Source organism: Micromonospora sp. D93 (genome assembly GCF_018070365.1).
Lineage (GTDB): Bacteria > Actinomycetota > Actinomycetes > Mycobacteriales > Micromonosporaceae > Micromonospora > Micromonospora ureilytica.
Map to the genome: position 1 here is coordinate 469,583 of NZ_JAGPXW010000002.1, position 9,256 is coordinate 478,838.

Sequence of the window (9,256 nt, forward strand, 5' to 3'; positions counted from 1 at the left end):
GAGCCACGACCGGCGCCGACCGCATCGCACTGCAAGAGCTTTCGCCGCACGAAGCGTTCCTCGGAGGCCCCCCATGACCAAGGACAGTCCTGTCGTCGCCGCGGCGGAGTCCTCCCGCGGGCCGCTTCAGGTCACCCGCCGCCAGCAACTGCTGACCGCCCTGCAACGCGACGGCTCGATGCGCGTCTCCGACCTGTCCCACGTGCTCGGCGCCGCGCCGGTCACCATCCGGCGCGACATCGCGGAACTCGCCGCCGAAGGGCTGGTTCGCCGGGTCCACGGCGGCGTCGCCCTGATCCTGCCCGACGACGGCCCCACGGCCGACGAGACACCCGCCGCAGACCGGGCCCCGCTGGCCGGGCGCGCCCTCGGCATGCTCGTGCCCTCCTTGGACTACTACTGGCCGGACGTGGCTCGGGGCGTCGAGGGCGCAGCCCGCGAGCTTGACATGCGTGTGGTTCTGCGCGGCTCCTCCTACGACACAGAGGACGACCAGCCGCAACTGGCCCGGCTGGTGGAGCGGATGGACGTCCACGCGCTGATCATCGCGCCCAGCATGGACACACCGACCGCCGAGCGCACCATCGAGTGGCTCGACCAGGCCGGCATCCCGGTTGTCCTGCTGGAACGCACCGCGACGGTAGGCAGCCACCACGCTGTCATGGAGTCGGTCGTCACCGACCACGCGCTCGGTGCCGCCATGGCGGTACGCCACCTCACCTCACTCGGACACCGCAAGGTCGGCTTGGTGCTCGACGCCAACAGCCCCACCAGCCAGCACGTACGGCGAGGATGGCTCGACGCCACGACCGAGTGCGGCCTCGACCCGGACGCGACAGTGGAGGCCGTGGCACCCGACGCACGGTCACCTGAGCGAGACACAGTGCTCAACGACGTCCTCGACCGGTGCCAGGCGACCGGGACGACGGCGCTGCTGGTGCACGCCGACGCGGAGGCGATCGCGCTGGTGCAGCACTGCGAGGAACGGCACCTGTCCGTTCCCGGCGACCTCTCCATCGTGGCGTACGACGACGAGGTCGCCGGGCTCTTCAGCCCACCGCTGACCGCGGTGCGACCGCCGCGACGTTCGATCGGACGGGCCGCCGTGCGTCTCGTCGCCGACCGGCTCGCCGACCCTGACCGGCCGACCCACCGCATCGTCATCAGCCCATCACTGCGGATCCGGGAGTCGACAGCGCCGCCACCGGCGTAGGTGCTCTCGCACGGCCCGTTCCGACCCGGCCCGCCCGAACGCGGGCCCTACCCCTGTACAGGACCGTCGCCGGCAGTGGCGGCACGCATCTCCTTGAGCACGTACGTGGCGGTCTTCTCGACGACGCGGATGCCTTCTTTCTGGCTCACGTGATGGTCGGAGAGCACGGCGATCAGCCAGTCATGACGGGCCTCGACGATCCGTCCGATGCTGTTGACCAGCCAACGGCCGCCGTCGACGTCGACGGTGTCCCAGCCGTTCTTGACGTAGATCGAACGATTGCCCGGCTCCCGTGCGGCGGTGACCCCCCATCGTTGCTCGGAGACCACCTTGTTCATGAGGCCCATGATGAACGTTCGATCCGGTGGGGTCAGTGGTCCCGTCGGTGACATCAGCGCGGTCAGCAGACGGAGTTGATCGGCAGCCGTGGTCGTGGTGAGGCCCCAGTGCTTGTTGGGCTTGGTCTCCCGCAGACCGAGTGCGCGGTTCGCGGCGGCGAGGCCACGCGAGCCCCCGATCCTCTGCCACAGGGACACCGCCGCATCGTTGTCACTGGACACGATCATCGCTTCGGCCATTCGTCGGATGTCAGAACTCAGGGCCTTGCCCGGCGGATTCTGGCGCAGCAGAAGGGCCGCGAGGATGTTGACCTTGACGATGCTGGCGGTCTCGAACCGTTTGGCGCCGACAGTCACCGCAGCCGTTCCCTGTCGATCCACTGCCGCGACCGCCAGGTGGCCGCCGTACCGCTCCACGTAGGCGGTGATGCGCGTTCTCGCCTGGGCGACGCGGTCGACGGCCGGTGTCGTGGGGATCGGACTGACCGGGGAAGAACTCCGCGATGGGCCCGCTCCGTCGCCGTGGCCGCCGCGCGTGGCACCGAAGGCGGCCGTCGCGACGCCGGCGAGAGATACGGTGGCCGCCGAGACGACCCAGCGGCGCGACAGCTGCCGACCTTCCCGCTCAGCCAAGACGGGCCACCGCCTTCGCCGCGATCAGGTCCACAGCAGCCTGGCTGCCCGAGTCGGGCAGGCTGACAGTCGAGACCGTCTCGCCTCGTCTCAGCATCACGAAGTACGTGACGGTGCTCGGAATGTCGGCATGCTCGATGCGACCTCGGATGAGCATGCCGGCGCCGTTCAGATAATGGGGATCGACGACGTCGAACGAGACCTGCGATCCGAGGACCAGGTAGCTCGCGCACCGCAGTAGGACCCGACGGACGTCATCGAGATTCCGCTCGGCCCACCCGGGTTCGTACGTCTCCACGACGTGGTGGACCGGCGACGAGCCGTCGAACGGCCGGTAGTAGCGCTCCACGGCAGCGCGCCGATGCGACTTGGCCGGGTAGTCGCCGCTCCGATAGTTGGGACAGTTGCCCTGCTCCCACGGCCAGGGCGGCATACCGGTTCGAGCGTCGTCCGCACGCCAGTCCGAACCCAGATCGCCCGCCCCCAGCAGCATGCTCGGATCGCCCCGTTCCGCGTTCGAGGTGCGTCGCTCCTCGGGGCCGACGCCGGCCTCTGACCGATGACACCCGGCGGCCATCACCACCAACGCCCACAGGACAGCCGGCACGACAACGACCGCGCCTCGGCCTCTGCCGCGAACCCGGCCTCGGCACGTCCTGCTGCTGCTCGATGTGGACATGGAAAACCTCCCCAAACGCAGATATGCGCCACCGCGGGTCGCGTTCACGGCGACGATGCGTGGTGGCACGTTCCTCGTCGCCGCACTACGGGCGCGGCGGTCGCCGGCCGACGGCCCGACACCGCCGGGATCCGCCGCACCCCGGCCGCGGACGGGACCGGTCAATGGCGTTCCTCGGCGAACAACTCGGAACGGGACTCGCCGAGCAACTCGCGCAGACGACTGAGGGAACGCATGCTCTGGCTCTTGACGACCGCTGTGGAGACACCCACAACCTCGGCGGTCGCCTCCACGCTCAGGTCGTCCCAGTAGCGCAGGACGATGATCGCCCTCTCCCGCAACGGCAGGGTGGCGACCGCGTCCAGCAACGTCATGCGCAGCTCGGCCGGATGTTCCTCGCCCCGATCCGGCGGCGCCGACATCGCCAACTCGCGGCTGGAGCGACGCCGCTGCTGATCGATCATGCAGCGCAGCAGTATCTTGCGGGCGTACGCGTGGGGGTCGTCGGCCCTGCGGACCCGCCGCCAGTTGGCGTACACCTTGGCGAGCGTCGTCTGGGTGAGGTCCTGGGCGAGATGCCAGTCGCGGCACATCAGGAACGCGGCGTCGCGCAGGCGGCCAGCGGCCGCCTGCGCGAACTCCACGAAGTCTTCGTCAGCCATTCGACCGGGCCAGCGTCGAGAACCTCTTGGCACCGTTGATGACGACCTCGGCCGGCAGTTTCGTCCCCCAGATCGGATTGGCGGCAATCTCGATCGCCTCTTTCACGGAGAGGACGGGCAGTGCCGGCGAGGTCCCCTTGCCCTCCCAGGTCAGACAGGTGGAGATCATCAGATCGACCCTGAGGCCGCCACCGTGGTGCACGGTGACCATCTTGTTCTGGACGCAGTTGTCGGGCACTTCGGTCAGTTCCACCGTCCCCCGGGCCGGGCCGCCGCGGAGGTTGTCCTGGTAGATGACGAGCCGCAGCATCCCCGGTCCGTCGCCTCGATCCAGGTAGACCTGGACGTACGGCATGCCGGGGCCCGCCCCGCTGCTCGGCAGGCTCGCAAAACCGCTGGTTCCCCCCTTGGGTAGAAGCCGGGTCAGCAGTTCCAGGGCTCCCTGCGGTGTGGTGGTCAGCAACTCACCGTCCGGCCCCGCCCCTATCCGCACGGTGTCGATCACAGTGGTCGAGGGAGTCGGCGGCACGAACCGATGGGGCGGTTCTCCCTGCTCCTCGCCGGCGCCCTCCTCGAACCCGCTCGGGTCGCCACCTGGGGACTCGGTCGGAGACGGCGTGACGGTGTCGACCGGCCCACCCGGCACACCGACGGTCATCCCGCCGGGCTGACCGGCATCATCCGCACCGAAGCCGAGCGGCCCGGCGATCAGGCCGATCACGAGCAGCATCGCCAACGCCGATCCGCCGGCGCCGAACTGCGCCAGGCGGCGCTGGCGGCGCAGTCGGCGCCCCTGCACCACCGCCTGATGCACCAGGTCACCCAACGGCGGGGCGGGGTGTCGGGCCAGATCGTCCCTGAAACGCCCACGGACGTCGCCCATGTCCCGTACCCCTCCTCGGCCGACCGCCCGCAGTGGCGATCCATCACTGACCTGACGGGTTGGCCAACCGATTTGGTTACCGCAATTCGACGCGAATTCTCAGCCACCCGTGTCGGCGGGACGCGGCCTTCCAGTACGTGTCCGGACGCCTCCCCAGCGTCACGTTTTTCCTGCCAGGAGCATCAGCGGTGGCGGTCGCGCGGGTGCCACGGTCGGTGTGAGGCACAACCCGTAGAGCGTCCTAGGAGGTTAGTTCGTCGAATGCCCCCGCCTCATCGTGCGGGTAGAGGCGTTCGCTGCGGTCGGCCCGTACATGACGCCGCCCGTGGCGTTCCTCATCCGTGATCAGATTCAGGGTGCCCAGTTCTTCGTCGTCGCCCCACCGGCCCTGGTTGCTCGGCAGTTCTCGGTCGCACTCATGGTGGGGCAGAGGCCAAGGACTCAGCCTTCCAGGTAGGCGAGTACCGCCAGGATGCGGCGGTTGTCGTCCTCGGAGGGTTTGAGACCGAGCTTGGTGAAGATGTTGTTGCTGTGGTTGCTGACGGTTTTCTCGGTGACGAACATCCGGGCGGCGATCGCAGCGTTCGAGCGGCCCTCGGCCATCAGGGTGAGGACCTCATGCTCGCGTGGGCTCAGCTCCAGGAGCTTGGGGTCGGTGGAGCGGTGGGTGAGTAGCGCACTCACCACGTCGGGGTCCATAACGGTGCTGCCGGTAGCGACCTGCCGGACACTGGCGACGAATTGGCCGACGTCCGTAACCCGGTCCTTCAACAGGTAGCCCACCGCGCCCGCGCGATCTGACATCAGCTCCCTGGCGTAGATCTGCTCGACATACTGCGACAGCACCATGATGGGCAGCCCTGGAATCTGGCGGCGGGCCTCGATCGCGGAACGCAACCCCTCGTCGGTGAAGGTCGGCGGCAACCGCACGTCGACGATGGCGACGTCGGGGCGGTGCGTCGTCAGCGACCGGATCAGCGCGGGCCCGTTGTCAACGGCTTCCACGACCTCGAATGAATTGGCCCGCAGGATCCTGATCAGGCCCTCGCGGAGCAGGGCGAGGTCCTCGGCTATCACGATACGCACGGCAGCGACATCCTCACCTCGGTAGGTCCGCCCGGCGGGCTGTCAACGGTCAGCGTGCCGTCGAAGGCCGCCAGGCGACGGACGATGCCACGCAGGCCCGTGCCGGAAGCGATCGACGCACCCCCACGGCCGTCGTCGGACACCAGCATCGTCAGTTCCCCGGCAGCACCGCCCCGGTGGGGTGCGAACTCCACGGTGATCCGGATCTGCTGGGCCTGGGCGTGCTTGATGGCGTTCGACAAGGCCTCGGCGACGGCGAAGTAGGCCGCGGACTCGATCGGGGCCGGCAGCCGTCCGGGTAGGCGGGTCACCACCGTGGTCGGGATCGGATTGACCAGGGCCAAGGCCTTGAGTGCGCCGTCCAGGCCACGGTCGGCCAGTACCGGCGGATGGATGCCTCGTACCAGGTCGCGCAGCTCGGTGAGGGCGCGGGAGGTCGACTCGCGGGCCTCGGCCAGCAACTGCTGGACGGCCTGCGGATCGTTGGGCAGTAACTGTTCGGCCAAGCCCAGGCTCATACCCAGCGACACCAGCCGGGCCTGCGCGCCGTCGTGCAGGTCGCGTTCGATTCGGCGCAGTTCGCCGGCCTGGGTGTCGACGGTCTCAGCTCGCGAGGTCGCCAACTGTTGGACGCGGGCCCGCAGGCGCGCCTGTTCGGTGGGGCCGAGCAGAGCGCGGATCACCCGAGCGTTGAGGTTCGCGAGGCGCGCCGCAGTGACGTACCAGAGCAGAAGGAAAACCGGACCGAGCGGTACCAGCCAGAACGACTGCCCGACGCTGTGCAGCCGGAAGCCCTCCCCCATCGGAGTACGGAATACCTGAGAAGGCGTCAGCTGATAGATGAGCGGATAGGTCAGGTATACGACTCCGAAGAGGAAGAACAGCAGCGACAGTCCGCAACTCAACCAGATGGTGATCGAGTTGACCACCAACCAGGTCCAGTCCCGCCACGTCGCCGGGTCGCGCAGGATCGTCCAGAGCCGCACCGGCCACCCGGCGTCCGGCGTCGGCTGATAGGGCCGGGCGGGCACCGGTTCGCCGAGCCGGTCGGCGGCCCACTGGCGATGCAGGTCGGCAAACCAGCGCACCAGTACGGTCGCGAGCAGGGTCAGTGGGATTCCGGCGCCAAGCGCGGCGATCGATATCGAGGTGATCCAGAGTGTGGCCAGCACGGCACCCAGGACCGCGCCCGGCAGCAGCACCAGCGACCAGCCCAGCAGGCTCATCCGCTGGGCCAGCGCGGAGCGCGGAATCGGACCACTGCGAGCGACGCGACCCGGCCCGGAGCCCTCCCGCGAGGGCGAGGAGCCGCCGGACAGGGCGGTTCCGCTGTTATCGGTCATCTCACTCCATCATCGCGCGTCGTGCCGAGCCGCCGGGCTGGTGATTCATGTTGGCCGGTGATCCGCATTTCCCCACGGTCGGTGTCCCCCCACGTCGCGTGGGATCCAGCGACCATGGTGTCCGTCCGTGGTCCACGGAGGCTCACATCGCCGATCGACGGCTCGCTCGATCGACACCCGAAAACACGCTACCCATCGCGTAAGCAGTTCCGGCCGGCTCCCCGAATCTCGACCACCACCTCTACCGGTGACCGCACGCGGTGAGGTCGTCTCCGCAGACTGGTTGACCGAGCACGCCGAGGCAGCGCCGGTCAACCAGTCTCGCCGGTCCTGTCAGCCGTCGGCCCGATGGCCTTTACTTGACGGTGGCGGTCATCTGTTCGATTTCCTTGAGCACCAGGGCGGGCTTGTCCTGGGGAACGTCGTGCGAGCTTCCCTCGGCGATGACGAGTGTGCGGTCGGGCCCCGCCTTGGTGAACGCCGCTGCCGCGTCGCGCCAGGCCTGAGCGTCCTGCGGAGACCCATCGAAGGGTGTCTTGTCCGACACGATATAGATGACGGGAACGCCGTCGGGCCAGGAGACCTTGTGGTACGCCTGGTGCGTGGGACCGAAGTTGTCGGCCGTGGCGATGAGCTGGCGGTTCGCCTTCGTCGACGGCGCCTTCTTGAGCTCTTCGATCTGCGGCGTGGTTAGCGCGACGAGGCGTTGGGTCTGGGTGTCGGTGAAGAATTGCGGCACGTTGGCATCAATGAGCACCGCCCCGGAGACAACGCCGGGGTTCGCGAGGACGAAGTAGTGGGCCACCTCTCCTGCCTGCGAGTGGCCCGCGAGGACCACGTTCTGGGTGACGCCGAGTTCACGCAGACCGGCCTGCAGGTCGGAGGCGGCGGCCTTGGGGTCCCATGGGCCCTTCACCTCCTCGCTGGCGCCCAGACCGGCCCGGTCGTAGGTGATGATCTGCGATCCGGTGACCTGCGACAACTGCGGCACCAGGGCATCCCAGTACGAGGAGTCCTCGCCACCGCCGGCGTCCAGCACGATGGTGGGAGAACTTCCGGGCGTGACGTGGAAGGCAAGCTGATGCCCGTTGTTGGCGATCATATGCAGGCCCGCTGCGGGGGCCGCACTTGCCGGGCCGGCCGCGCTTGTCGAGGTCGAGGGAACCGCGGCTACCGAACTGGCCTCGGGCGCGGCCTTCGGCGCCGCCGAGTCATCACACCCGGCGACTGCCGCTATCACGGCGACGGGAAGGACGAGGGCCAGGGCGGCCCGATGGAACCGGGAGATCTTCTGCATGGTCATGGAAATGAGCTTCCACGGTTTCTGGATCTTGCTCGATCCTGCTACCTCCCCGGTCGGGTTGGGAGTTACCCCTACCCTAGTGATGAGCAGCTGGTGGAACGACTCCACCGATCAGGTCACGGTCTGCTCGCGCAGTGCCCTGGTCGAGCTGGCGGCGGTGTTACCGCCAGCGGGCAGGTTCGTCGTTGTCCGGCTTGACCGAACGAGGATGACGGATGCGGACCACGCGTTCTACGAGTTCTCCGACGCGCTGCTCTTCCCCGGCTACTTCGGTTGGAACTGGAACGCGTTGTCCGAATGTCTCCGTGACCTCAACTGGCTGCCCGCGGACGGGTATCTCATTGTTGTCGAGAACGCGCCCCGGTTGTTGCCGAGCAGCGCGGAGGATCGGGACACGCTGTTCCAGATCCTGGCGCAGGCCGTTCATCACTGGGAGAGCCCGTTCGGCCAGCCAGAGTTCAAGGTAGTGCTGCTGTGCGACCGCGACGACGAGGCGGCGCTGTTGCGACAGGAGATCGCCGACGCGGTCCACAAGATGCGGTGAGATCACGCGACGCCGTCCACCCATCGACGCAGCATGCTGCCAGACAACAGTGGCGGCAGGAGTAACCACCGGGGAAGGTGTCGAGCCCGCGGGCGGACTGTGGCGAGGGCGACGGCTGCTCCGATGGCCGACATGGAGATGAGCACCACGTTGAAGATGACGTAGGCCCTCATGTCCCAGGGTCCATCACCGGTCGGATCGTCTCCGGGAAAGAACACCAGGATCACGTGGGACACCACAAAGAAGATCAACCAAGCGAAGGCGCCGTACGCCCAGCGACGACCTCTGCGAGCTGGCATACCAGCATCCTCGCCACGCCAGCACCGTGACGCCTCCCTCCCCGGGTGCCTTCCACTCCCCCAGGTGAGCGAGCCGCGGCAGTCTCAACGCCCCGGTCCCTGGCACCGACCCCGACTCGAGCCCTACCGCCCTTGATCCGTAACAAGCCCGAAACTACCGGTTGAAAACTCTGGAATCTTCTGCCAGCCTGAGAGCCATCGATCGCTGTGAACGCTAACAAGATCCTTCAAGACCGGAGGCGCCTCAGGCGACCGTCAGGCCCACCCACCCAC

At 68.1% G+C, this 9,256-nt stretch carries 10 protein-coding genes; 2 read left to right on the forward strand and 8 right to left on the reverse strand.

Annotated features, from left to right (window positions below):
* Positions 1-73 precede the first annotated feature (73 nt).
* Entirely contained in the window at positions 74-1,213 is a 1,140-nt protein-coding gene (locus KBX71_RS04355) for a substrate-binding domain-containing protein (protein ID WP_210816622.1), read from the forward strand.
* 47 nt (positions 1,214-1,260) lie between these two features.
* On the opposite strand, the gene KBX71_RS04360 is transcribed toward KBX71_RS04355, so the two are convergent.
* From KBX71_RS04360 to KBX71_RS04390, 7 genes are all read right to left on the reverse strand, one after another.
* On the reverse strand, positions 1,261-1,968 hold the full coding sequence (locus KBX71_RS04360; RefSeq protein WP_210816623.1) for a serine hydrolase: 708 nt from the start codon (positions 1,966-1,968) through the stop codon (positions 1,261-1,263).
* Between the two features lie 208 nt (positions 1,969-2,176).
* A complete protein-coding gene (locus KBX71_RS04365; protein WP_210816624.1) occupies positions 2,177-2,770 on the reverse strand; it encodes a hypothetical protein in 594 nt (197 codons plus the stop codon).
* A 254-nt stretch (positions 2,771-3,024) separates the two neighbouring features.
* A complete protein-coding gene (locus KBX71_RS04370; protein ID WP_124821001.1) occupies positions 3,025-3,525 on the reverse strand; it encodes a SigE family RNA polymerase sigma factor in 501 nt (166 codons plus the stop codon).
* Complete coding sequence (locus KBX71_RS04375; RefSeq protein WP_210816625.1) at positions 3,518-4,408, reverse strand: hypothetical protein; 891 nt, start codon at positions 4,406-4,408, stop codon at positions 3,518-3,520. The genes KBX71_RS04370 and KBX71_RS04375 overlap by 8 nt, the downstream gene beginning before the upstream one ends.
* Positions 4,409-4,849: 441 nt before the next feature.
* The gene (locus KBX71_RS04380; protein ID WP_210816626.1) at positions 4,850-5,494 is read right to left on the reverse strand and encodes a response regulator transcription factor; all 645 of its coding nucleotides are present in this window, start codon (positions 5,492-5,494) and stop codon (positions 4,850-4,852) included.
* Entirely contained in the window at positions 5,482-6,837 is a 1,356-nt protein-coding gene (locus tag KBX71_RS04385) for a sensor histidine kinase (RefSeq protein ID WP_247682857.1), read from the reverse strand. Before KBX71_RS04385 ends, KBX71_RS04380 begins: the two co-directional genes overlap by 13 nt.
* Before the next feature lie 355 nt (positions 6,838-7,192).
* Positions 7,193-8,140, reverse strand: a complete 948-nt coding sequence (locus KBX71_RS04390) for an alpha/beta fold hydrolase (RefSeq protein ID WP_210816627.1) — start codon at positions 8,138-8,140, stop codon at positions 7,193-7,195.
* 82 nt (positions 8,141-8,222) lie between these two features.
* Between KBX71_RS04390 and KBX71_RS04395 the strand changes: the two genes are divergently transcribed.
* Complete coding sequence (locus KBX71_RS04395; RefSeq protein WP_256441969.1) at positions 8,223-8,684, forward strand: barstar family protein; 462 nt, start codon at positions 8,223-8,225, stop codon at positions 8,682-8,684.
* Positions 8,685-8,686: 2 nt separating this feature from the next.
* Here KBX71_RS04395 and KBX71_RS04400 read toward each other — a convergent pair whose 3' ends face one another.
* The gene (locus tag KBX71_RS04400; protein ID WP_210816629.1) at positions 8,687-8,983 is read right to left on the reverse strand and encodes a hypothetical protein; all 297 of its coding nucleotides are present in this window, start codon (positions 8,981-8,983) and stop codon (positions 8,687-8,689) included.
* Positions 8,984-9,256 lie beyond the last annotated feature (273 nt).

What these genes read in the sequence shown, in the direction of transcription:
- KBX71_RS04390 (WP_210816627.1), bottom strand. Translation starts at nt 8,140, where the DNA reads ATGACCATGCAGAAGATCTCCCGGTTCCATCGGGCCGCCCTGGCCCTC.
- KBX71_RS04385 (WP_247682857.1), bottom strand. Translation starts at nt 6,837, where the DNA reads ATGACCGATAACAGCGGAACCGCCCTGTCCGGCGGCTCCTCGCCCTCG.
- KBX71_RS04375 (WP_210816625.1), bottom strand. Translation starts at nt 4,408, where the DNA reads ATGGGCGACGTCCGTGGGCGTTTCAGGGACGATCTGGCCCGACACCCC.
- KBX71_RS04370 (WP_124821001.1), bottom strand. Translation starts at nt 3,525, where the DNA reads ATGGCTGACGAAGACTTCGTGGAGTTCGCGCAGGCGGCCGCTGGCCGC.
- KBX71_RS04400 (WP_210816629.1), bottom strand. Translation starts at nt 8,983, where the DNA reads ATGCCAGCTCGCAGAGGTCGTCGCTGGGCGTACGGCGCCTTCGCTTGG.
- KBX71_RS04395 (WP_256441969.1), top strand. Translation starts at nt 8,223, where the DNA reads ATGAGCAGCTGGTGGAACGACTCCACCGATCAGGTCACGGTCTGCTCG.
- KBX71_RS04355 (WP_210816622.1), top strand. Translation starts at nt 74, where the DNA reads ATGACCAAGGACAGTCCTGTCGTCGCCGCGGCGGAGTCCTCCCGCGGG.